This window comes from Halomonas sp. PAMB 3232 (assembly GCF_031954225.1).
In the GTDB taxonomy this organism is placed as follows: Bacteria; Pseudomonadota; Gammaproteobacteria; order Pseudomonadales; family Halomonadaceae; genus Vreelandella.
On the sequence record NZ_CP134865.1, the window covers coordinates 747613 to 770150 of the forward strand.

The following is a 22538-nucleotide window of genomic DNA, read 5'->3' on the forward strand; positions in this document are numbered from 1 at the left end:
TAGACTCGTATCTGAATTCGTTGAGGCGGCCGCGATCAGCGCGTCAGCAGCATGGCGTCGCCGTAACTGAAGAAGGCGTAGCGCTCGCGGACCGCTTCCCGGTAGGCGCGCTGGATGTTGTCAAAGCCCGCGAAGGCGGACACCAGCATCAAGAGCGTCGATTCCGGCAGGTGGAAGTTGGTGATCAACGCATCCACGCAGCGCCACTCGTAGCCCGGGTAAATGAAGATGTCGGTATCGCCGCTGTAAGGAGCGATCTGGCCGTCCGCACTTTTCTGACAAGCGCTCTCCAGACAGCGCACGCTGGTAGTGCCCACGGCGATCACACGCCGCCCTGCCTGTTGCGCGTCGCGCACCTTCTGGCAGGCCTCTTCACCCACCTCGATCCACTCGCTGTGCATGTGGTGCTCGAGGATGTTGTCCACCCGCACCGGCTGGAAGGTGCCCGCGCCGACGTGCAGGGTGACGAAGGCGCTCTCCACGCCTTTCTCGGCGAGTGCGTCCAGCAGCGGTTGATCGAAGTGAAGCCCCGCCGTGGGTGCGGCCACCGCGCCGTCGCGGCGGGCGTAGACGGTCTGGTAGCGCTCACGGTCGGAAAGCTCGTCGTCGCGGGTGATGTAAGGCGGCAGCGGCATGTGGCCGTGCGCTTCCAGAAGCGCGATCATCGGCGTCTCGCCCAGAAAGCGCAGCTCAAAGAGCGCATCGCGCCGGCCTTCCACCACGGCGTGAATGCCGCCTTCGAAGATCAGCTCGGTGCCGGGTTTGGGCGACTTGCTCGAACGCAGGTGCGCAAGGCCCCGGTGGGTATCCAGCGGGCGCTCCAGCAGCATTTCCACTTTGCCGCCGCTGGCTTTCTGGCCGTGCAGGCGGGCGGGAATCACGCGGGTGTCGTTGAACACCAGCAGGTCGCCGGGCTCCAAAAGCGCGAGAAGATCGGTGAAGCGGCGATGGTCGATGGCGCCGTTTTGGCCGCTCAGGCACAGCAAACGGCAGTCGCTACGCTGCTCGGAGGGGTAGCGAGCGATCAGCTCTTCAGGTAGCTCGAAATGAAAGTCCGCGCGCTGCATTAAAGGGCTCTTGTGGGTGGTCGAACAGGCGCCCTAGGATAGCGCTTTCACACGATAAAGTCAGTCGATGCGATTGACCCGGCAGCGATTCTCCGTATAATGCCCAGCCATTGCCGGTGTGGCGGAATTGGTAGACGCAGCGGATTCAAAATCCGCCGCTGTAACAGGCGTGCCAGTTCGAGTCTGGCCACCGGTACCATCTTGTTAAAAAAGGCCTAGCGTTTTCGCTAGGCCTTTTTTATTGGCTTCTACTACCGGCTTTTGGAGCCGCTTGGGGGCGCTATGGACTACACGCTCGTCGGGTGGGTCTTCATCGCTGTAACCGGCATTATTCTGAATACGGTCTTTGCCAGAAAGAAAGGCTACCCGACTGTTTTGGGCATTTTAATCGGGATTCTCCTGCCTCTCTGGGGGATTATCGTCATTGCGCTGATCCCTAATCGAAACAAGCGTGAAGACGGCACGTCGCCGCTTTCAGGCAAGGAGAGTGCACGCATTACGCTGGTGTCGTTGGTCATTGGCGCGCTACTGACCGTGCTGGTGGTTGGGCTCATTTACCTCGTGCTGTGGCTTGGGTTTCTTGCCAACTACTGAGGTTCATTGTGTTTTTTCAATCAACGAGACGGTTTTCATCACGTTGAGCAAGCATTTTTGCCGCGTATGTCGTAGTCTCGGGGCGTTCTTTATTTAATGCACGGAGAAACACCATGAGCGTGACCTACCACGACAGCAACGCCCGCATGAGCCAAATCGCCATTCACAACGGCACCGTTTATCTGGCAGGCCAGGTACCGGCCGACGCCACCGCCGATATGAAAGGCCAGACCGAGCAGGTGCTGTCGCGCATCGACGAGCTGCTGGAAAAAGCGGGTTCCTCGAAAGCGCACTTGATCTCCGCCCAGGTCTGGGTCACCGATATGGCCGAGTTCGATGCGATGAACGTCGCCTGGGAAGCCTGGATCGGTTCGAACAACCCGCCGGTGCGTGCCGCCCTTGAAGCCAAACTGGCCAAGCCCGAGTGGAAGGTCGAAATCATGGTCGTGGCGGCACTGGCCAACGGCTGATCCATCGCTCGTTTGATCCCCGCTTTAGAAAACCCCGGCGCCCGCCGGGGTTTTTCGTTGAGTGCGCCCATTATTGAGGTATGCGAAGAGTCGCTGTTTTTGGGTAAACTCCATGGGGCCACTGAGCGCAGTGGGGCGTGCGCGTAAGCGCAAGGCTCATGACTGACAACCCGAACGGAGAGGCGATATGCGAGTGATTTCGAGCGAGGAGGTGGCCCGTCACCTTGAATGGAGAGGCCTGATCGAACGACTCGAACGAACTTTCCTCAACGGCGTGGAGTCACCGCCGCGTCACCATCACGCCATGCATCGCCCCGACGGCGAAGCCACGATGCTCCTGATGCCCGCCTGGGAAGCCGCCGGCTACATCGGTGTGAAAATGGTGAACGTCTTTCCCCAGAACGCCGAGGCCGGCGTGCCGGCAATTTCCGGGCTTTATCTGCTCAGCGAAGGCAAACACGGCCAGCCCCTGGCGTGTATCGACGGCAGCGAACTGACCCGGCGTCGCACCGCGGCGGCGTCCGCGCTGGCGGCCCGCAAGCTCTCGCTGGACACCGCCGAGACGCTGCTGGTCGTGGGCACCGGCAAGCTCGCCCCCATGGTGATCGAAGCCCACGCAAGCGTGCGGCCCATCAAACGGGTGCTGGTGTGGGGGCGAAACCCGAACAAGGCCGCCGCGATTGCCCGGGATTACGCCGACCGGTTCGAGACCCGCGCCGTCGAGGATTTGGCCGAGGCAGTGGCCGCGGCGGACATCGTCAGCTGCGTCACGCTCTCCACCCAGCCGTTGATCAAGGGCGAATGGCTAACGCCAGGCACTCACCTGGACTTGATCGGTGCCTTTCGCCCGCAGATGCGCGAAACCGATGCCGAGTGCCTGCGCCTGAGCGAGGTGTTCGTGGACACCTACGCCGGCGCGAAAGGCGAGGCGGGCGATATTCTGCAGGCCATCGACGAAGGGGCGTTTCGCTTTGATGACATTCAGGCCGATCTTTTGGAGGTGCTCAGCGGCGAGCATCCCGGGCGCTCCTCGCGTAAGGCGATCACGCTGTTCAAGTCCGTCGGCGCCTCCCTCGAGGATCTCGCCGCGGCGGTCGAGGTGTGGGAGACGCTGTCGGGTGCCGAGGCTTGATCCCTGGGCGCTTACCTGGCGCTGGCGATTGGCCGCGTTGGCTATTACATCGACGATGGGAACGTTAATCCAGGTCCCGGCGAACAACTTTAAAAGGGAGAAACGATGAGCCAAACCGGTTTTTATTGGCACGAGCGCTGCTTCTGGCACGACCAGGGCGCCATCGGCGTGTTTTCCGCCCCTGGCGAGTTCCTTCAGCCTCAACCCGCTTCAGAAAGCCCGGATAGCAAGCGGCGTCTCAAGAACATTCTCGAAGTCAGCGGGCTGATCGACGAACTTCACGTCGTCAAACCTGCCCCGGCGGCCCGTGAAGATCTCGAGCGGTTTCACAGCCGGCGCTATCTGGACGCGCTGCAAGCCGGTGATCAAGGCATGGGCGGAAATGGCGGCGACTGCGCCCCTTACACGCCGGGTAGCTGGGCGGCGGCGACTCAATCGGCGGGGCTTGCCATCGCTGCTGTCGAGGCGGTCGCGACCGGTGCACTCGATAACGCCTACGCCCTTTGCCGCCCGCCGGGCCATCACGCCGAAGCTGACCAGGGCCGCGGCTTCTGCCTGCTGGGCAATATTCCGGTGGCGGTCATGCGCGCGCGTGCGCTGGGTCAAATCAAACGGGTCGCGATTCTCGACTGGGACGTGCACCACGGCAATGGCCAGCAGTCTGCGTTCTATGAAGAGCCCGACGTGCTCACCGTCTCGATCCACCAGGCGGCCAACTACCCGCTGGATAGCGGTGGTTTCGACGAGCAGGGCGAAGGCGAGGGCCTGGGCGCCAATCTCAACCTGCCCCTGCCGCCCGGGTGCGGTATTGGGGCCTACGAGTATGCGTTCGAGCGCTTGGTACTGCCGGCTATCGAGGCCTTCGCGCCGGAGATGATCGTTGTCGCCTGCGGATATGATGCCTGCGCCAAGGACCCGCTGGGCAAGATGCTGCTCAACAGCCAGGCCTTTGCCGATATGACGTCAAGGCTCAAGGCTTTGGCCGAGCGCTGCTGCCAGGGCCGGCTCGTGCTGGTTCATGAAGGTGGCTACTCGGAAGGATACGCACCGCTTTGTGGCCACGCCACGCTGCAGGCCTTGGCGGGTAGCCATACTGCCGTACCCGACCCGCAAAACGACGAGATCGCCGCTTGGGGTTACCAGGCATTACAGCCGCATCAGTGCGCGCTGATCGACCATTGGCAAACGGAGTGGGAGCGCAACCACCGATGACACCGCTATACGACCGTGACGGCTGGATCTGGCAGGATGGTGAATGGCTTGAATGGCGAGCCGCGAAAATGCACTTGCTCACCCATACCATGCACTATGGCATGGGCTGCTTCGAAGGCGTGCGCGCCTACGACGGAGCGGGCGGGACGCATATCTTTCGGGCGGCGGAGCATACCAGGCGGCTGGTGGAAAGCGCCCACTCGCTGGATATTCCGCTGTCGTTCAGCGAAGAAGCGCTGATCGCAGCCCAGCGCGCTTGCCTGGCGCGAAACGCGCTAACGGATGCCTATCTCAAACCGACCGTGTTTCTCGGCGCCGAAGGTTTAGGGTTACGCGCTCAGGGGCTGCAAACGCATGTGATGATCGCCGCCTGGGATCTGGGGCCGTACATTTCGCCCCAGGCGGCCACGCACGGGCTTCGCGCGCTGACCTCCTCCTGGGCACGCCACCACGTCAACATTAGCCTGTGCCGCGCCAAGACCAGCGGCCACTACGTCAACTCGATACTGGCGCTGAATACCGCAGTGAAGGCGGGCTTCGACGAAACCATCATGCTCGACCCCGAAGGCTACGTGGCCGAAGCCTCGGCAGCCAACGTCTTTCTGCTGCGCGACGGCGTATTGCACACGCCCGAGGTGACCTCGTGCCTGCAGGGCATCACGCGGGACAGCGTGATTCAGTTGGCCCGCCAAGTGCTCGGGTTGGAGGTACGCGAGCGGCGCATCACCCGCGACGAACTCTACACCGCCGACGAGGCGTTCTTGACCGGCACCGCCGCGGAGATTTTGCCACTGCGCGAGCTCGATGGGCGTCATATCGGCACCCGCGCCGGCGCGCCGCCGGTCAGTGAACCGATCAGCCATGAGAGCGTGACTGCCCGGTTGCAGCAGTTGTATCGCCAAGCGGTACGCGGAGAGCTTGATGAGTTTAAGCACTGGCTGACGCCCGCCTAACGGCGGGCTCGGCTTGGGAGCGTCAGGTGGACGCGTTGATCGCCCGCTCCAGAATGGCCAGCCGCCCGGGTTTTAGCGCATCCGCCACGGCAGTCACCCGGAGCACGTGGCCGAGTGCCGGGTGCGCCGGGCGGGCGATCAGCCGGCCATCTTCGAGCAGCTCGCGGTTGACGCGCTCGGCCAGCTCGCTGCTGGCCAGCCGAATACCGATGAAATTAGTGGCACTTGGCAGCACATCGGCCCCCAGTGCGCGAAAATGCTCGGCGAGGCGCTCCCGGCGCGCTTTCACGTCACGAACGTGTTGATTGACCTCGTCCATGTTATCCAGCACCACTTCCGCTGCCGCTTGGGTGAACGCCGAGACCGCATAATGAATACGCACTTTCATCATCATGGCGAGCACGTCAGGGTCAGCAATGGCGTAGCCGATACGCAGCCCAGCCATCCCGTGGGCTTTCGATAGTGTGCGCAAACGAATGACGCCGGGAAGCGCCCGAGCGGCAAAGTCGCTGCCCGCATCGTCGCGAAAATCGCCATAGGCCTCGTCGAGCAGAAGCCAGCAGTGATCGGGCAGTGCTTCTCTTAGCTTCAAAATGGCGCTGTCGTCGTGCAGATAGCCGCTTGGGTTATCCGGATTGGCAAGATACACCAGCTGCGCGTTTTCCTGGTGCGCAGCTTCGGCCAATGCGTCGAGGTTCGGCGCGAGTACGCCGGGTGCTTCAAAGTAGGGCGGTTCCACCAGCCGGCAGCCCTGGCCTTTCGCAAAATAGCCAAAGGTGGGGTAGGTGCCCGCGGTGCTGATCACCGTGTCGCCGGCCATGCAGGTGGTTCGTAATGAAAGCGCGATCAGGCTGTCGGCACCGGCATCCACCAGCAGCTCGTCGAGCTTGATACCCTGCTGATCGCTAAGACGTTGGCGCACGCCCAGCGCTTCGGCATCGCCATAGCAGTAGGCGTGCTCGGTGGCGGCATCACCGAAATGCTCACGCAGCGCCCGGTGAGGCATATCGAGCCCTTCATTGGAACCCAGTCGATGGGGGATTTCGCGGCCGATGCGTCTCTCCAGCACCTTGATGCCGGGGAACGGGTTAACCGGACCTTCGCCGGTCAGGTGATCGGGGTAGCGGGGCATAACGGTATCCTGAAAGTAATAACTGATAGTAATAACTGAATAGTAAGAGGCTGGCGGCTTACTCAAAAAGCGTCTCGTCGAGTATTTTGCCGCGGTTGAGCAGCCCAAAAGGGTCGAGCGACTTTTTCAGCGTCTGCATCAGCTCGATCTCCGCCTCGTTGCGGCAGCTTCCAAGCCAGGCACGCTTTTCAAGACCGATGCCGTGCTCGGCAGAGATGGAGCCGCCCAGCGCCGTCAGTGGCTCATAGACCAGTGCCTCCACGGCGCGGCGGACTGCGGGCTCCTTGCTACCCACGCCGACCGAAATATGCAGATTGCTGTCGCCCAGATGGCCGAACACGATCAACTGCGGGTCGGGCCACGACGCTTCAAGCCTCGCTTCGAGCGTCTGGGTGTAACGCTCCATGTCGGCGATCGGCAGGCTCACATCGAAGGTCAGTACCGGGTGCAGCCCTTCCTTGAGTCCTTCGATATCTTCCCGTATCGCCCACAGGCCGTCACGCTGGGTGCTGGACTGCGCGATAACCGCATCGATGATCAGCTCCGCTTCCATGGCCTGTTCCAGCGCATCGCGAAACTGAGCCTCACTGCGAGCGTCGTCGCTCCCCAGACACTCGATGATCACGTAGTAAGGGTGCTCTGTAGAAATCGGGGGCGTGTGCCGTCCCAAGGTTTCTGTCTGCAGCTGGTAGTAGTTTTGCCACATCACCTCGAACGCCCCGAGCCCGCCGCCCAGCGTCTTACCCATCTGAGCGAGCAGCGCCGTCAAGGCCTCAAAAGAAGGGCAGGCGACCATGGCGGTGTGTTCGCTCGGCGTAGGCGGTTGCAGGCGTAGCACCGCGCGGGTCACGATACCCAGTACGCCTTCGGTGCCCACGAACAGCTGCTTGAGATCGAAGCCGGCGTTGTTCTTGAGCATGTGGTTCATCGAGCTAACCACGCGCCCGTCGGCCATCACCGCTTCGAGCCCCAGCACCTGCTGGCGCATCATGCCGTAACGAATCACCCGCACGCCACCCGCGTTGGTGGCGATGTTGCCGCCGATGGTGCAGCTGCCCCGCGCGCCCAAATCCAGCGGAAACTGTAGCCCGATGTCCTCGGCGGTTTCCTGCACGCGCTGCAGCGGCGCGCCGGCCTGAACCGTCAGCGTGGCGCCTACCGGGTCGACGCTCTCGATGGCGGTCATACGCTCCAGCGAGATGACAAGATCGTCAGGGCTGGTTTGAGTACCGTGAACAAGTCCCGTTAGCCCGCCGTGGGTCACCACGGTCTGCTTGCACTCGAAGCAGGCGCGCATCACCGCTGAAAGCTCCTCGGTACTGGCTGGTCGAACGATGGCACCGGCCTGACACGGCGCGCCGGTCATCCAATCTTCCTGCCGGCTCGTCACATCGCTGCCAGTCAAGACATGGTTAGGGCCTAAGATTGCGCGTAGGGCCTCCAGGGTGATCTTCATTCATATTCCTTTCGATGACGAGACGGCTGGCAGGCGCTCGTGTTAAAAAAATGCATGCGAAACAATATCATGTTTTACATCGCGCTTTAGGCGCTGGCTGCCACTGGCGCCTCACGCCCGGGAATGGCCTCCAGCAGCGAGCGGGTATAGGCCTCGCGGGGATTTAAAAATATCTGCTCTGCGCTTCCCTGCTCGACGATGCGACCATGCTGCATGACCACGATGCGGTCGCAGATCTGCGCGGCCACACGTAAATCGTGGGTGATGAACAATAGCGATAGCGACAGGCGCTGCTTGAGCTCCTCGAGCAGTTCCAGCACCTGGGCCTGAATGGAGACATCAAGCGCCGAGACGGCCTCGTCCGCGACGATCAGTTCCGGATTGAGCGCCAGCGCCCGAGCGATGCCGATACGCTGGCGCTGGCCGCCGGAAAATTCGTGGGGAAAGCGATCCAGAGCGCTGGCGCCCAGGCCCACCATGTCCAGGAGTTCACCCGCCTGCGCCAACGCCTTTGCCTTGGGTGTGCCGTTGGCGATCGGCCCCTGGGCGATCGCCATGCCCACTTTGGTGCGCGGGTTGAGCGAGGCATAAGGATCCTGAAAAATCATCTGCACCCGGTGGCGCTCGCGGCGCAGGGCATCACCCTTGAGCGTTGACAGGTTCACGCCGTCGAGCAGCAGTTCGCCGTCGTCCGGATGCTCCAGACGTACGACGCAGCGCCCAAGCGTCGACTTGCCCGAACCGGATTCGCCAACGATGCCAACGGTTTCGCCGCGAGCAAGCGAAAGCGAAACATCGTCCAGCGCACGCACTTCGCGCGCTGGTTTCAAAAAGCCTCCGCGAGAGCGAAACACCTTGTTGAGATGCTTGATATCCAGAAGCGCTGCGGGCTCACGCGCCTCTCGGTGGGGCGGTACGGCGTTGCTCGGGATCGCGGCGATCAGTGCCTGGGTGTATTCGTGCTGCGGGTTGCCGAGCACCTCATCCGCGTCGCCGAGTTCGACGATCTTGCCGTGGCGCATCACGCAGACACGGTTGGCAATTTCGGCCACCACGCCGAAGTCGTGGGTAATAAACATCACCGCCATCCCCCGGCGGCGCTGCAGATCGCGAATCAGCTCGAGGATCTGCGCCTGGGTCGTGACATCCAACGCAGTGGTCGGCTCATCGGCGATCAAGAGCACCGGCTCGAGCGCCAGGGCCATGGCGATCATTACCCGCTGACGCTGGCCGCCGGAAAGCTCGAAGGGGTAGGCGCGAATCGCCTTTTCCGGCTGCGGTAGGCCCACCTCGATCAACAGCTCCAGCGCGCGTGCCTGGCGCTCGGAAGGGGTCAACCGGCCGTGGGCCTCGAACACCTCGGCGATCTGGGCGCCCACGCGCATCAGCGGGTTCAGGGCGGTCATCGGCTCCTGGAAAATCATGCCGATCTTGAGCCCGCGCAGCGCCATGTGCTGCTTCTCGGTAAGCGCGAGCAAGTTCTGGCCCTCGAAGGTGATCTCGCCTTGTACCGGGCGTACGCCCTTGGGCAGAAGCCCCATTACCGTATTGGCTGCCATGGACTTGCCCGACCCGGATTCACCCACTACGCACATGATCTCGCCGCGGTTCACCTCGTAGCTCACGTTCTCTACCGCCAGGGCGCGATCCGCGCCCTTGGGCAGCGCCACGCTCAGGTCACGAATGCGAAGTACCGTCTCGCCCGGCGCCTGGGATGGATTCGATTGCGTCATGTCTCTCTCCTAGCGCTCGCGGGACAGTTTGGGGTTCAGCGCATCGTCGAGGCCTTCGCCCACCAGGTTCAGCGCCAGCACGGTAAGCAGGATGGCAACGCCTGGAAAGAAACTGAGCCACCACGCCTGACGGATCACGGTGCGCGCCGCGCCGATCATGTAGCCCCAGGACATCACGTTGGGATCGCCCAGCCCGAGAAACGAAAGCCCGGACTCCAGCAATATGGCCGTGGCCACCATCAATGAGGCCAGCACGATGATCGGCGAGAGCGTGTTGGGCAGAATCTGCTTGAGAATGATGGTGGTATTGGTCTGGCCCACCAGCCGTGCGGCTTCGACGTATTCACGGTGACGCAGCGACATGAACTCGGCGCGCACCAGACGCGCCACCGGCGGCCAGCTCACCAGCGCGATCGCCAGCACGACTGAGGTGACGCTGGGTTGCATGATCGCGACCAGTACGATCGCCAGGGCGAAGTTGGGAATGGTCTGGAAGAACTCGGTGAAGCGCATGAGCACGTCGTCGATCAGGCCACCGTAGTAGCCGGCGATAGCGCCCATGGGTACGCCGATCAAAAGCGCCACGCTGGTGGAGACCAGTCCGATCAGAAGCGACACCCAGGCGCCGTGCATCAGCCCTGCGGCCACGTTACGGCCCATGGTGTCGGTGCCCAGTATAAAGCCATCCTGCGCGAGAGGCGGCAGAAACGGGCGCTGTACCATGCGCCAGGGCGACTCGGGAAATAAAAGCGGCGCAAGTATGGCCATGACGATGATCAGCGCCAGAATGATAAGACCCACTAAAGCGCCGCGGTTTTGGGCAAAGCGTGCGAAAAAGCTCATGAAGCCCCCTTGATGCGCGGATCCGCAAGGCGGTAGACCAGGTCGGTCATGATGTTGAAGACGATGACCAGCGCGGCTGAGAAAAAGAAGATCCCCAGCAGCAGGTTATAGTCGCGCTGCTGAAGCGCCTCGAACATCAGCCGGCCAATGCCGGGCCAAGCAAATACGGTCTCGGTGAGGATCGCCCCGCCGACCATTTGCCCCGCCTGCAAGCCGGCCAACGTAATGATCGGCAGGAGTGCGTTACGCAGCACGTGGCGGCGTTGAATGATGCGCGGCTTCAAGCCCTTGGCGCGAGCGGTCTTGACGTAATCCTGCTGAGCGGCTTCGAGCATCGAGGTACGCGTCATGCGGGTGTAGATCGCCATGAAAAACAGCGCCAGGGTCGTGGCGGGCAGCACCAGGTGCTGGGCGACATCCCACACCAGCGCAAGGCCCGTATGGCCCGCGCCCACGGTATAGAGGCCGTAGGCGGGCAGCCAGCCCAGATAGACCGAGAACACCACCACCGACATCAGCGCTACCCAGAACAGCGGTGTTGCGTAAAACACCAGCGCCAGCGCCATGATCAGCGAGCCGGATGGTTTTTTCACCCGGGCGGCGGCCATGGAGCCGGCCACGATGCCCAAAAAGAGTGACAGTACGAAGGCCGTGCCGGTCAGCAGCAGCGTGGCGGGCAGGCGGGCCATGATCAAGTCGAACACCGGAACGCCCAAACGGTAGGAGTAGCCGAAATCGAGCATGGCGATGCCCGAAACGTAGCGCCACAGCTGCACGTACATGGGCTGGTCGAGCCCGAAGCGCTCGCGTAGCTGGTTGAGAAACTCCTGATCCGCCGCGCCGGCTTCGCCAGCCAGAATGGAGGCCGGGTCGCCGGGGGCAAGCTGGATCAGCAAAAAGTTAAAAATGACGATGAGAAATAGCACAATGACGGCTTTGATGAGCCGCATGGCAATCAAGCGGGCATAGACCATGATGGAATTCCTGACGTTTTTTTAGCCCGGCCGGAGCACGCCAGCCGGGCAAGGCTTGGCTTAGCGGTCGAGCCAGGCATCCCGGAAGCCGTCGTTGACGCCGACACCGGAGGTCACCAGGTCGTTGACGTCGCAGCGGTAGATCGTGGGGAAACCAAGCTCCATCAGCCAGCCCACCGGCACATCCTCGTGAAGGATCTCCTGCACTTGCTGGTAAAGCGCTTCACGCTCGGCGTCCGGATAGGCCGTAGCCGCCTCGTCGAAAAGCGCATCGACCTCGGCGTTTTCGTAGCCTTCCACGTTGTTCCAGGGCGAGCCCTTGGCAATGTTGTCCGAAAGGTAAGTGCGCGAGATGCCCAGCGCCGGGTCGCCGTACTGGAAGAGGTAGGTAAAGGCCAGATCATAATCCCAGTCGCCCAGGCGCTGGTTCCAGCCGCCCACGTCGGTGGCCTGGGTGCTGACGTTGATGCCTACTTCGCGCAGATTCTGCTGTACGGCCTCGGCCCAGCGGGTCCAGGTTTCGCCGTAGGGCAGTGGCAACAGTCTGATCTCTTCACCGTCGTAGCCCATTTCATCCAGCAGCTCGCGGGCGCGGTCAGGGTCGTAGTCGTAGGGCTCCAAATCGTCGTCCTGGAAACGCGCATTGGAACCGAAGGCGGAGAGCGGGACGTTACCCAACCCGTTCCAGAGCACGTTGCGGGCGAACTCACGGTCCATGGCGTACATCACCGCCTGGCGAAAGCGCTTGTCGGCGGTGGGGCCTTCGCGGTTGTTCATCCACAGCATGGCGAAGGGGCTGAAGTACTCATGGCCCTGCTCGGTCATGCAGACACCGTCCATCCCGGAAAGACGCGGGATGTCGAAATTTTCCACGGTGCCGCTGGGCAGCACGTCGACGGTGCCGTTTTCAAAGGCCACGGCCCGGGAGCCGCCGTCGGGAATGATGTGCCAATTTACCCCGTCCAGGTAGGGCAGGCCTTCTTCGTAATAGTCTTCGTTTTTGACCAGCTCGATAACCGTGCCGCGTTCCCAATTGGAGAACTTGAACGGGCCAGTGCCGATGGGGTGGTCGTTGTGCTCGTTATTGCGGAAATCGGTGCCTGCGTAGAGATGCTCCGGCACCATGGTGAACGTACCCGCCTCGAAGGAGAGCAAAAACGGCCCGAAGGGTTCGGCCAGCGTGAAGACTACGGTGTAATCATCGGTCGCTTCGATGCTTTCGACGTGCTCGAGCACGGCGCGGGCGCTGGGATTGAGTTCACGGTGAAAAACGTCTGCGGAGAACACCACGTCGTCGGCGGTGAAGGCCTCGCCGTCGTGCCAGGTCACATCATCGCGCAGATGAAAGGTATAGACTCGGCCATCTTCGCTCACGTCCCAGGACTCGGCTAGCTGCGGCATCGGTTCCAAGTCGGTGGTGTAGCGTAGAAGTCCCTCGTAGATATTACCCGCGACGGTACGGGTGGGGGCGTTCTGGATCATGCCCAGTACCAGGCCCGGCGGTTCGGGCTGAATGATGGTATCGATGGTGCCGCCGGTTTTGGGTTCCTGCGCCATCGCTGCGCAAGAAACGGCCAGGGCCGCTGCGGAAATCGCGAGAGCCAAAGGTGTTTTCATTGTTCCTACTCCTCGGTTATTCACGTCAATAACGTGATGTTTTGTCTTTTTAGCAAGCGAGGCGTGGTGCTGGAGAGCCCGTTGAAATAGGTTTTTGAGGGCCTTTTTGACCATAGCACCGCTCTTTTTAACTGTCGACAGTCGGCAGTCGTTTATCGACACTGCCCTTATTTGCGTCATACTGAACGTCGAAAACAATTTACAAAGGGAGGTGCCCATGGCCTTGTTACCCATGGCTCCCCAGGGGTTGATCCAGCAAAAGAATCTGGTCGAGCAAGTGGCCGATTTTCTTACTCAAGGTGTGATCGAACAGCGCTTCATGCCCGGCGAGCGGCTCTCGGAAGTGCAGCTTTCACGGGATTTGGGCGTCAGCCGCGCACCGGTGCGCGAGGCAGCCAGGCTCCTCGAAAGCCGTGGTCTTTTGGTTTCGCGCCCGCGGCGAGGATTTTTCGTCAAGGCGCTCGACGCGGTCGAGCTACAGGACGTGTTCGACCTGCGCCTGTGCCTGGAGCGCCACGCCATCGAGCGCCTCGCTCAGCGCTACACCCCTGAGGCCAGAAACGCGCTCGAACGACAGGTGGACGTGCTTTGCGAGGCGGCTACGAGCGATAGCGGCACGCGGCGTATCGAAGAGGATTTGAAGTTTCACCGCCTGATGCTGCACTACGCCGGCAATGAGCGGCTACTGCGCGCCTTCGAGGGGTTAGCGCACGAGCTGCGCCTGTGCATCACCTTGATCACGCGGACCCACGAAGCGCCGGAAACCATTGCGACCAGCCACTATCAACTGCTGGAAGCGCTGGCGAGCCAAAACGGCCCGGCCTGCCGGGAAGCGATCGACTACCACATCGGTGTGGCGCGGGATTCCGTGGTGCGCGGCATCAACGACGCGGGCGCGCAGGAGGAGGGCGGCACGCGTTGATCGCGTGCGTTTCTACCGAGCGATTGTATGGCGCTTTCATGGCACGAAACGAGGAGACCTGGCAGTGCAGACGTTCTTTCACGACGATCAGAAATGGCATCAGCCGCAAACCTACTTTTCACGCGGCAAGATGCGCACACCCCAGGAGGTCGCCCAGCGCGCCACTCACCTGTTGGCCGCCGCTGACCGGCTGGGGTTCGAACTATCGCCGCCCAAGGATTACGGCGTTGGCCCTCTTAGAGCGGTGCACTCACTGGCCTACCTGCGCTTTCTGGAAAGCGCCCATGCCCGCTGGCACGCCGTGGGCGAGGACTGGGGCGAAGAAGTGATTTCCAACATCTTCGTGCGCTCGCCCAACGCCTTGCAGGGCATTCTGGCCGAGGCCGCCCGCTACCTGGCCGACGGCAGCGCCCCGGTGGGTCAGCACACCTGGCACTCCGCCTACTGGTCGGCCCAGAGCGCGGTGGCCGGCGCCGAGGCGCTGATGAGCGGTGAGCGCTTCGCCTACGCGCTTTCCCGCCCGCCGGGCCACCATGCGGGCATCGACTCCGCCGGCGGCTTCTGCTTTCTCAATAACGCCGCCATCGCCGCGCAGCACCTGACCAGGCGCTACCCGCGCATCGTGGTGCTCGATACCGACATGCACCACGGCCAGGGCATCCAGGAAATTTTCTATTCTCGTAATGACGTGTTCTACATCTCGATTCACGGCGACACCACCAACTTCTACCCGGCGGTCAGCGGCTTCGAGAACGAGCGCGGTGAAGGCGAAGGGCTCGGCTACAACCTCAACCTTCCGATGCCGCATGGCTCTGCTGAGTCGGTATTCTTCGAGCGTTTGGAGCAGGCCCGTCAGGCCATTCGCCTGTTCGAACCCGACGCCCTGGTGCTGGCGCTCGGCTTCGATATCTTTGAGCGCGACCCCCAGGCCAAAGTCGCCGTTTCCACACAAGGCTTTCATGAGCTGGGCCGACAAATCGCGGCGCTGAACCTACCGACACTGGTGGTGCAGGAAGGTGGGTATTACCTGGAAGGGCTCGAAGCGAACGCGGTAAGTTTCTTTGAAGGACTAATGGTAGAGGCGTTATAAGCCGAGCGCTCGTTTCGGCTTATAGCGCATTGCCTCGCGTTTCCCATCAGGCCCTAAACCTGGGCGTAGCCCCCGTCAACGAACACCTCGCTTCCTGTCATGAAGCGGCTATCGTCGGATGCCAGGAATGCCACTACGGCGGCGGTTTCCCTGGGGTCGCCCAGTCGCTCAAGCGGTATGGCCCGCTTCATCTCGCCCACGGCCTCAGCAGGGAGCAGTGCCATCACCTTGTCGGTTTGGGTGGGGCCAGGCGACATGACGTTCACGCGAATGCCCGTTCCCCTGAGGTCATGAGCCCAGCTGCGCGCCAAATTGCGCACGGCCGCCTTGGAGGCGCTGTAAACGCTCATGGCCGGGGTACCCATGCTGCCCACCGTAGAGCCGGTCAGGATGATAGAGCCGCCATTCTGCATCAGCGGCAGCGCCTTCTGAACGGTGAAGAGGGTGCCTTTGACGTTGATGTCGAAGATGTCGTCGTAGTGCTCGGGCGTGATCTGCCCCAGGCGTGCGAACTCGCCGACGCCCGCGTTGGCCACTAGTATGTCCAGGTGGCCTTTCTCTTTCTGAACTGTCTCGAATACACGGTCGAGATTCTCCGACTTCGTTACATCCGCCTGGAGACCTTGGGCGTTGTGGCCCAGTGTCGACGTCGCGCTGTCGAGAACGTCCTGGCGCCGGCCGACAATGAAGACGAAGGCGCCTTCCTCGATGAGACGCTGGGCCGAGGCCAAACCGATGCCGCTAGCGCCACCGGTGATGAGTGCGATTTTGCCGTTTAGCCGATTCATGTTGGGGTTTCCGTGTGCGTTGACTCGATTCGCTTGAACGATATATAACCCGCTTACAAATGTTCAAGTATGCACCTTTTGGTAAGTAGGGTTATGACGAAAGAAAACTCAGAAAACCCACGTTTCATTTGCGGCCTGCATGCAACGCTGCACGTGATGACCGGGAAGTGGAAACCGTTGATTCTGTTCTTTTTAAACAGGGGCCCGACGCGTTACGGCGAGCTAAAGCGAAGCGTTCGGGGGGTGAGCGACAAAATGTTGATCCAGCAGTTGAAAGAGCTGGAGTCCGACGGCATCGTCCGGCGAACCGATTATGGCGAGATCCCGCTGCGCGTCGACTACTCGCTGACGCCCTTCGGGGAAAGCCTGGTGCGAGCCATGGAACCGCTTTGCAACTGGGGTGAAGCGCACGAAGAGGACATTGCCGCAGCGATGGACCGCCGCCAAGCCAGCCGGTAGACGATAGTTTAGCTGAACGGCCGCTTCGCCAACGTTAGGTGGTGAATCAAACCCGCTGGTCGTCTACCCTGGCGATAGCGATGACGGCGGTTTTGCCTTACTCGAAAATGCCTAGCGTAAACCCAATTGGCCACATAGCGACGTTGGTAATTTCGAACCCAAAGCGGTAAAAGCCATGGATAGCAACGCCACTACACGTACCTGCTGAACTATTCCCTTGCCAGCGCAGGTTGCGTAAGCACCTCGCCTCATTCAATGCATGAGTGTCTATCACTACTGTTGGGCAAGCCGCGGGGCTTACGCCGCAGTGGAGTGTGTCGGACCGGAGAGATTGCGTATCTATTGGTCGAGAGACCACACCTCCTTCCAACCAAGGCTCCGCATGCGTAATACCGGGTGTCCGTATGATTGAAACCGGCAAAACGCGCAGGCTAGCGAATTTTGGATATGTGGCCAAATTTTGCTTTGCTAACAATAGATATAATAAGGTAGAGTCAAAAGAGCTTGCTACATAAAATCAATGAATAGACGGACGCGTTTATTGAGATTATACAGCCTTTCATATAATCGTTTTTAGAGATAATAGGGATGCGTGAAATATCAATTCCGGTCCTAAGTTTTAGTCGTTTGACCTTATGGAGTGATCGTTTCGATATAGTAGGGCGCGAGTATCCTGGTGTTTATGTCATCGCAATATCCGATCAAGATTTGGCGGGTTCGGCTGTCAGGTGGCGTGACGTGGTTTACGTCGGCATGACGAAATCGAAAGGTGGGCTAAGCCAAAGGTGGTCCCAATTTCAGAACTCGATTCGTGGACGAAATGGGCATAGCGGTGGATGGACTATATTCAAAGCGCTTGGTAATTTCGACGAATGGACTTCTGGCCTTTTCGTGGCCGCTATGCCTATAAAATGTAATCCTGCCGATCCTAGCTCCAATGACCTTCGGCGTCTCGGGTGGGTGGCATATCTCGAATACGAGGCGTTCTCGAAATTCTCTCGTCAGGTTCCGAATCAGAAGAAGCCTATGTATAACACTCTGTGAACGTGACTCTAATAATAAGCTACAGTTGATCGTCCAAAGCGCTGGCGCGTTCTGCTGGCAATTGAGAATAGACATTATACCCTAGGAATAAAATGGACATTCAGAGTATAGCTCTAGGATTTTTAAGCGGAGTTCTTCTGGCTCTGATTGGAAGCTTGATTAATCATAAAATAAAGACAAAGTCAGAAGAGCAGAAGGCAATTGAAAAAGCAGAATATGAGCTTTTCTTAAAGCTAAATGATTTATATCAATGGTACTTTTGGCTTGCTACTAATGAATTTCATAAAAAGGAGACAGATGATGAGGTTATCACAACTATCCATAAAATAGCTGTCGATATAGGGCAAGAACTTCATAAAAACGAAAACGGTGAATTTACTGAGCAACTACTTCGTATCCTTTATGATGAAAGTTATGAAACTTATACTCAGCGCTGGAAAGAGATGAGTTTGCTCTCAGAGGTAATGGGTAAAAAAGTTACGCCAAAGCATCATAAATATCTAAAACAGTTAAATGACTCAAACTTAATGTATATGTCAAAATCAGATTTCACACCCAAAGCGCCAGGAACAGTTCGTTTCCGGCTGCAGGTATAAAAAAAATCAATATGATGTCAACGGTTTACCTGAATCTGGCTTAAAACGAATCAAACATGAATACTAACGATAACTCTATTGCTATCAGGCTGCGTTGTTTATCCCGTCAATAAAACGCTGCAGCCGGAGGCTGAAATCCTCGTCACCGACGAGAAAGGAAAGCCCATTCAGGATGCCAAGGTGACTTTGATATCGAACTCCTACCCGTATGGCTTTGAACAGATGAGAAGGAGTGATCAAACCAGTAATGGCGGCGAGGCGAGCTTTCCAGAAATAAAGGAGTGGCGCACTGAATCGCTGATGATTCACGGCTCAAACGTGTTTTTCTGGAATTGGTGCGTAGTAAAACCAGGTTTTGAAACACACACGACCATGTGGAGTAGTGGTCAAGATTTTCAGCCCCAATACAACGTCACTCTTACGCCAGGGGAAAGCACGCCATGCCCAGAAGAGATGAATAAAATTGGCCGCAGGCTATAACAAGCACATGTTGCCGGGCTGATTTTAGCTGAGTTCCGGGCTGACCATCTATGCAGGTCATAAATGTGCGGGCAGGGCATTCAACGGTTAGATGATCTTCCTGACGTCGAGTGTGAGAACATGGCAGCTGTGCCTGCTTGGCCCGCACCGGATGCGTTTGGAGAAAACATGAAAAAGTGGTTATTCATAGTGCTTGCTACGCTGTCGCTGTCCGCCGTGGCTGACGACGAAGCGCTTGATTGCAATAACATCAGGAACACGCTCGAGACCAATCGGTGCGCGGCTATCGAGTTGGAGGGCGCCGAGGAGGTACTCGCCCACTATCTGGAAACGAGCGTTGAACATAACGCGGCGGATCCGGAGTTAGTCGAGGCTATCCAGGCGACTCAAACGCAGTGGCAGGCGTATGCTGCGGCCCATTGCGGCGCGGTCTATACGCAGTGGCGCGACGGGACCATCCGAGGCGTCATGGGCATTACGTGCAGTACAAGGTTAACGAAACAGCGAACGCATGACCTCTGGCAAGATTTCCTGACCTATATGGACAGTACGCCGCCGGTGTTACCGGAACCCGCCATCGAGTAACGCCTTGATTCGTTACATGACGGTACTGTCGTTACTTTCTATAGGCACGTACCATGCTTTCTTCCGCTTGATCGAATGAGAGGGTTCCCCAATGCAGACGTTGAGAATTGACTTGGTGTCCGATGTTGCCTGCCCGTGGTGCGCGATCGGCTACCGGCGTTTGGAACAAGCGCTGGAAACCCTGAAAGGCGAAATCGATGTGGAACTCCACTGGCAGCCTTTTGAACTCAACCGCGACATGCCGCCCGAGGGCGAGCCGATCCTTGAGCACCTGTGCCAAAAATACGGCAAGGATGCGGCCACCATGGAGCAGTCCCAGCGCGAGATCATGGCGGTGGCCGAAGAGCTGGGCTTGAATTTCCGGGGTGCCGTCGAGCGGCGGGCGAACAATACGTTTGCGGCCCACCGGGTGCTGGCTTGGGCGGCTACGCAGAACCGGGAAACACCTCTGCAATTGGCCCTGTTCGATGCCTACTTCGGTGAGGCGAAAAACCCGTCAGACCCAGAGGTGCTACGCGAAAAGGCGATTGATGCGGGGCTTGACGGCGATACTGCCGAGGCCATCGCCCGCTCTGATCAGTACGCGGAGGAGGTTCGCGCGGCAGAGCAGACGTTCATGGAAGCAGGGGTGAGCGCCGTACCGGGGTTCATTCTCGACGGCCGCTACCTGATTTCCGGCGCCCAGCCCGCCGAGGTGCTGGTCGATGCGCTTCGTCAGGTGGCACAAGAGAACGCCAACCGCTGATGCTCTGTAGATTTTGAGAAGCGCCGAGCGGGCGAGGAGCAGAACGCCACTTACGTGGCGTCCGTGATTTTTAAGTTCTTACTCGCTCAGGCCCACCTTCTCCATGAATGCCCGCGCATGCACGTCCACCGCCTTAATGGCGTGAACGACCTGCTGCTGCGTCAGCTCGTAGGCGAGGTTGTGGCTCGATTCGCCTTCCTTCAGCGCCGCTTCCGCCACTCGATACAAATCCTCGTCGCTGACGTCTTCGAGTTTGAGCGCTTTGAGCGTCACCGGCAGGCCCAGTGCCAGATAAAGATCCAGATACTCTTCCAGCTCCGCTTGGGGCGTTTGATCCAGAATCAGCTGGGCGACGGTGCCAAACGCCACCTTCTCGCCGTGGGTCAGCTCGTGAATCTCACCATGAAGCGCGGTGAAACCGTTATGGATGGCGTGCGCCCCGGCAAGGCCGCCGCTCTCAAATCCTAGACCGCTGAGTAGCGTGTTGGCTTCCACCACCGCTTCAAACGAAGGCGTGACGATCTGCGCCTGGTTGGCCTGGTAGGCGAGCATGGCGTGCTCGAAGAGGATCTCTTCGCACTTCTCGCCAATGGTCGCGCCCAGAAGCGTGGCCTTGCCGCCGGCCATGTTGTTGGCGTTGGCGCGAATCGCCGCGCGGGCCTCGACCCAGGTGGCCAGCGCATCGGCAATGCCCGAGGCCAGAAAGCGCGGCGGCGCCTTGCAGATGATGCCGGTGTCCACCAGCACCAGGTTCGGGTTCTTATCAAAAAAACGGTAGGACTCAAACTCACCGTCGTCGTTGTAGATGACCGACAAGGCGCTGGTCGGCGCGTCGGTGGAGGCGGTGGTGGGGAGTACGGCGCAGGCGGCCTTGAGCTCGTCGGCCACGCCCTTGGCGGTGTCGATCGTCTTGCCGCCGCCAAAGCCGATCACCACGTCGGCCCCTTGCTCGCGCCCAAGCTTGACGATGCGCTCGATCTCGCGAGTGGAGGCTTCGCCTTCGAACACCACGCGCTCGAAGCTAACGTTTTCGCCCTGCAGGCTTTCGCTGAGCGCTTCGCCGGCGATATCCCACACGACGTCATCGGCGATCAGCAGTGCTTTCTGGCCGAGTGCGGCCACGTAGTGCCCGGCACGCGCCGTAACGCCTTCGCCCTGCACGTAGCGGGCGGGGCTGATGAAGACTTTCTCGTTGGTCGCTTCCATGGCGGATCGCTCCTGTGCATCAATGAGTGGCTAGCCCAGTGTAGACAGCGCCTGGGCTGAAACGCTCGGATTGATTCAGCGAACGTACAAGAAACGACCGTTACCATGACCGGCGGCAATAAAATGCCCCGCACCGGGCGGGGCATTGCGTGGCGAGGCGAGAAAGGTTACTCCAGGAACTCACGCAGCAGGTCGCTCGCCTGGTCGATGGCGAGCACGCCGTCCAGATGGCCCTGATTGCCTTGAAGCGTTTCCAGCGTCACTTCATTGCCCGCCTGGCGAATCAACGCGGCGGTGCGGCGCACACCTTCCGCGGAGAAGACCTGATCGTCTTCGCTATAGAGCATCAGCGTGGGCGCCTGAATGTTGGCAAGCCCCTCATCGGCGGAGGCGCCGCCGGCCTCGAACGTCTGGTTTGCGCGCACCAGGTACAGCAGATGATTGGCATCGGCGGTGTGGGCGCGAGCGGCGGCCAGGTTGTCCAGCGTCTGCTCGATGGCGTAGCGGGCGTTTAGCTCTTCGGCCGGGTCGCGGTTTTCATCCGCCCAGTCGCGGGTGAAGGTGCGGTTCGCCCAGCGCCAGTGGCTGGCGTTGAGCGTGATCAGCTTGAGCGCCGCCTTGAGCCCTTCAAGCGGCTGCTCGCCGTCGTAGTAGTCGCCTTCGTTCCAATTCGCGTCCAGGCGAATGGGCGCCGCCCAGGTATCAAGCATGGCGACCAGCCACGGGTCGGCGGCGCCGCTACCGATCACGGGCACCAGCCGCTCGACTCGCTCCGGGTAGACGCTTGCCCACTCGATCGCCTGCAGCGCGCCCATGGACGGGCCCATCACCGCGTACAGCGACTCGATTCCCTGGCTCTCCAGCAGTGCCCGCTGCACCTCGACGAAATCGCGAATCGTCACTACCGGGAACGCCAGGCCCCAGGGCTCATTCGTCTCCGGGTTGATCGTGGCCGGACCGGTCGTGATCACGTTTGGATCATGGGCGTTGAGATTGACCAGCGTGTCGGAGGAGATGATATAAAAACGGTCGGTATCCAGCGGCTTGCCCGGGCCGATGATGGCGTCCCAGTAGCCGGGCAGCACGTCGCTTTCCGCGTAGCGGCCGGCGGCGTGGCTGGTGCCGGAGAAAAAATGCGTGATAAGGATGACGTTATCGCGCGCCTCGTTGAGCTCGCCGTAGGCCTCCCAGCCGACTCTCACCTCCGGGATCGTCTCGCCGCTTTGGGTCGTAAAGTTCTCGATTTCGAAGGTCTGTTTATCGACCAAACCGTCGAAGGCAAAAAGAGGCGTCGCGGTCATAAGGGCAAGGCTCGCTATCATCAGGGTGTATCGGTGCAGGCGCGGCATGGAAGTTCCTTATATGTTGTTGTGATTGTTGTGAGATATCAAAAGCGGTTTTCTCAGCATAGTCGGGTTTTGTAGCGCTTGAGTAAAAACC

At 60.0% G+C, this 22538-nt stretch carries 22 protein-coding genes and 1 tRNA gene; 13 read left to right on the forward strand and 10 right to left on the reverse strand.

The features are described 5' to 3' along the window. Positions 1-35: 35 nt before the first annotated feature. Complete coding sequence (gene queA, locus RN346_RS03500; protein WP_311960213.1) at positions 36-1067, reverse strand: tRNA preQ1(34) S-adenosylmethionine ribosyltransferase-isomerase QueA; 1032 nt, start codon at positions 1065-1067, stop codon at positions 36-38. Between the two features lie 112 nt (positions 1068-1179). Between queA and RN346_RS03505 the strand changes: the two genes are divergently transcribed. The 6 genes from RN346_RS03505 to RN346_RS03530 all read left to right on the forward strand — a co-directional run bounded on the left by RN346_RS03505 (position 1180) and on the right by RN346_RS03530 (position 5428). After that, positions 1180-1266: transfer RNA gene (locus RN346_RS03505), tRNA-Leu, on the forward strand. A gap of 83 nt (positions 1267-1349) precedes the next feature. After that, positions 1350-1661 (forward strand): hypothetical protein, encoded by a 312-nt coding sequence (locus RN346_RS03510; RefSeq protein WP_263584958.1) that lies wholly within the window; start codon positions 1350-1352, stop codon positions 1659-1661. 113 nt (positions 1662-1774) lie between these two features. Beyond that, on the forward strand, positions 1775-2131 hold the full coding sequence (locus tag RN346_RS03515) for a RidA family protein (protein WP_263584957.1): 357 nt from the start codon (positions 1775-1777) through the stop codon (positions 2129-2131). 187 nt (positions 2132-2318) lie between these two features. Further along, positions 2319-3263 (forward strand): ornithine cyclodeaminase family protein, encoded by a 945-nt coding sequence (locus tag RN346_RS03520; RefSeq protein ID WP_311962128.1) that lies wholly within the window; start codon positions 2319-2321, stop codon positions 3261-3263. Between the two features lie 105 nt (positions 3264-3368). Then, positions 3369-4475, forward strand: coding sequence for a class II histone deacetylase (locus RN346_RS03525; RefSeq protein WP_263584955.1), 1107 nt, complete (start codon positions 3369-3371; stop codon positions 4473-4475). Next, a complete protein-coding gene (locus RN346_RS03530; protein WP_263584954.1) occupies positions 4472-5428 on the forward strand; it encodes a branched-chain amino acid transaminase in 957 nt (318 codons plus the stop codon). The genes RN346_RS03525 and RN346_RS03530 overlap by 4 nt, the downstream gene beginning before the upstream one ends. Positions 5429-5450: 22 nt before the next feature. On the opposite strand, the gene RN346_RS03535 is transcribed toward RN346_RS03530, so the two are convergent. The 6 genes from RN346_RS03535 to RN346_RS03560 all read right to left on the reverse strand — a co-directional run bounded on the left by RN346_RS03535 (position 5451) and on the right by RN346_RS03560 (position 13183). Next, positions 5451-6560, reverse strand: coding sequence for an aminotransferase class I/II-fold pyridoxal phosphate-dependent enzyme (locus tag RN346_RS03535; protein ID WP_311962129.1), 1110 nt, complete (start codon positions 6558-6560; stop codon positions 5451-5453). 58 nt (positions 6561-6618) lie between these two features. Further along, positions 6619-8016, reverse strand: coding sequence for an FAD-binding oxidoreductase (locus RN346_RS03540; RefSeq protein ID WP_311962130.1), 1398 nt, complete (start codon positions 8014-8016; stop codon positions 6619-6621). Between the two features lie 86 nt (positions 8017-8102). Continuing rightward, positions 8103-9749, reverse strand: a complete 1647-nt coding sequence (locus RN346_RS03545) for an ABC transporter ATP-binding protein (protein ID WP_311962131.1) — start codon at positions 9747-9749, stop codon at positions 8103-8105. A 9-nt stretch (positions 9750-9758) separates the two neighbouring features. Next, positions 9759-10592 carry an ABC transporter permease gene (locus RN346_RS03550; RefSeq protein WP_263584950.1) on the reverse strand — a complete coding sequence of 278 codons (834 nt, stop codon included), beginning with the start codon at positions 10590-10592 and terminating at the stop codon, positions 9759-9761. Further along, positions 10589-11566 (reverse strand): ABC transporter permease, encoded by a 978-nt coding sequence (locus tag RN346_RS03555; RefSeq protein WP_252106793.1) that lies wholly within the window; start codon positions 11564-11566, stop codon positions 10589-10591. Before RN346_RS03555 ends, RN346_RS03550 begins: the two co-directional genes overlap by 4 nt. Before the next feature lie 60 nt (positions 11567-11626). Then, on the reverse strand, positions 11627-13183 hold the full coding sequence (locus tag RN346_RS03560; RefSeq protein ID WP_263584949.1) for an ABC transporter substrate-binding protein: 1557 nt from the start codon (positions 13181-13183) through the stop codon (positions 11627-11629). Between the two features lie 217 nt (positions 13184-13400). Between RN346_RS03560 and RN346_RS03565 the strand changes: the two genes are divergently transcribed. Together RN346_RS03565 and RN346_RS03570 are read left to right on the forward strand one after the other, a co-directional pair. After that, positions 13401-14105, forward strand: a complete 705-nt coding sequence (locus tag RN346_RS03565) for a GntR family transcriptional regulator (protein WP_263584948.1) — start codon at positions 13401-13403, stop codon at positions 14103-14105. Between the two features lie 64 nt (positions 14106-14169). Then, positions 14170-15195, forward strand: coding sequence for a histone deacetylase family protein (locus RN346_RS03570; protein ID WP_311962132.1), 1026 nt, complete (start codon positions 14170-14172; stop codon positions 15193-15195). A gap of 53 nt (positions 15196-15248) precedes the next feature. Here RN346_RS03570 and RN346_RS03575 read toward each other — a convergent pair whose 3' ends face one another. Beyond that, a complete protein-coding gene (locus RN346_RS03575) occupies positions 15249-15983 on the reverse strand; it encodes an SDR family oxidoreductase (RefSeq protein WP_311962133.1) in 735 nt (244 codons plus the stop codon). 93 nt (positions 15984-16076) lie between these two features. On the opposite strand from RN346_RS03575, the gene RN346_RS03580 reads away from it, so the two are divergent. From RN346_RS03580 to RN346_RS03600, 5 genes are all read left to right on the forward strand, one after another. Continuing rightward, positions 16077-16442: a helix-turn-helix domain-containing protein gene (locus tag RN346_RS03580; RefSeq protein WP_311962134.1), complete on the forward strand. Its 366-nt coding sequence runs from the start codon at positions 16077-16079 to the stop codon at positions 16440-16442. A gap of 1136 nt (positions 16443-17578) precedes the next feature. Next, positions 17579-18082 carry a hypothetical protein gene (locus RN346_RS03585; protein WP_311962135.1) on the forward strand — a complete coding sequence of 168 codons (504 nt, stop codon included), beginning with the start codon at positions 17579-17581 and terminating at the stop codon, positions 18080-18082. Positions 18083-18160: 78 nt separating this feature from the next. Then, a complete protein-coding gene (locus RN346_RS03590) occupies positions 18161-18562 on the forward strand; it encodes a hypothetical protein (protein ID WP_311962136.1) in 402 nt (133 codons plus the stop codon). 168 nt (positions 18563-18730) lie between these two features. After that, positions 18731-19147, forward strand: coding sequence for a lysozyme inhibitor LprI family protein (locus tag RN346_RS03595; protein ID WP_311962138.1), 417 nt, complete (start codon positions 18731-18733; stop codon positions 19145-19147). A gap of 91 nt (positions 19148-19238) precedes the next feature. Beyond that, positions 19239-19892: a DsbA family oxidoreductase gene (locus RN346_RS03600; protein WP_311962141.1), complete on the forward strand. Its 654-nt coding sequence runs from the start codon at positions 19239-19241 to the stop codon at positions 19890-19892. A gap of 78 nt (positions 19893-19970) precedes the next feature. Here RN346_RS03600 and RN346_RS03605 read toward each other — a convergent pair whose 3' ends face one another. Continuing rightward, on the reverse strand, positions 19971-21098 hold the full coding sequence (locus RN346_RS03605) for a glycerol dehydrogenase (protein WP_311962143.1): 1128 nt from the start codon (positions 21096-21098) through the stop codon (positions 19971-19973). A gap of 167 nt (positions 21099-21265) precedes the next feature. Next, positions 21266-22399 carry a homoserine O-acetyltransferase gene (locus tag RN346_RS03610; RefSeq protein ID WP_311962145.1) on the reverse strand — a complete coding sequence of 378 codons (1134 nt, stop codon included), beginning with the start codon at positions 22397-22399 and terminating at the stop codon, positions 21266-21268. Positions 22400-22538 lie beyond the last annotated feature (139 nt).